Below are 569 nucleotides of genomic sequence, written 5' to 3'. Positions count from 1 at the left end.
CTGAAGACTTGCTTATGCTTGTAGACTGGATCAAGGCGCATGGCGTCACTCACGTGGCCATGGAAAGTACAGGTTCCTACTGGAAGCCAATTTATAACCTGTTGGAGATGGAAGACATCAAGATTTTGGTGGTCAATGCCAAACATATCAAAAATGTGCCTANCATGGCGTCACTCACGTGGCCATGGAAAGTACAGGTTCCTACTGGAAGCCAATTTATAACCTGTTGGAGATGGAAGACATCAAGATTTTAGTGGTCAATGCCAAACATATCAAAAATGTGCCTGGTCGCAAAACAGATGTAAAGGATGCCGAGTGGATCGCTGGACTCTTACGCCATGGATTGCTACAAGGTAGTTACATCCCTGACCGCCAGCAACGGGAGTTGAGGGAACTCATCCGTTATCGTCGCAGCCTGATTGAAGAGCGGGCTCGCGAAATCAACCGCATCCAGAAGGTACTGGAAGGGGCTAACATCAAACTCTCCTCGGTGGCGACCAATGTGCTGGGCAAATCGGGTCGAGCCATGATCGAGGCTTTAATTAATGGTGAAACTGACCCCGATGTGC

1 protein-coding gene and 1 pseudogene are annotated in these 569 nt (G+C 48.6%); both read left to right on the top strand.

The window, feature by feature from the left end:
• Positions 1–14: 14 nt before the first annotated feature.
• Positions 15–254 (top strand): IS110 family transposase, encoded by a 240-nt coding sequence (locus IEW48_RS17755; RefSeq protein ID WP_371874905.1) that lies wholly within the window; start codon positions 15–17, stop codon positions 252–254.
• Positions 167–569 (top strand): annotated as a pseudogene (locus IEW48_RS16900) (IS110 family transposase); the annotation flags it as partial. The gene IEW48_RS17755 and the pseudogene IEW48_RS16900, both read left to right, overlap by 88 nt.

Source organism: Caldalkalibacillus thermarum (assembly GCF_014644735.1).
Taxonomy (GTDB): domain Bacteria; phylum Bacillota; class Bacilli; order Caldalkalibacillales; family Caldalkalibacillaceae; genus Caldalkalibacillus; species Caldalkalibacillus thermarum.
This window is presented reverse-complemented; position numbering and strand designations above follow the sequence as displayed.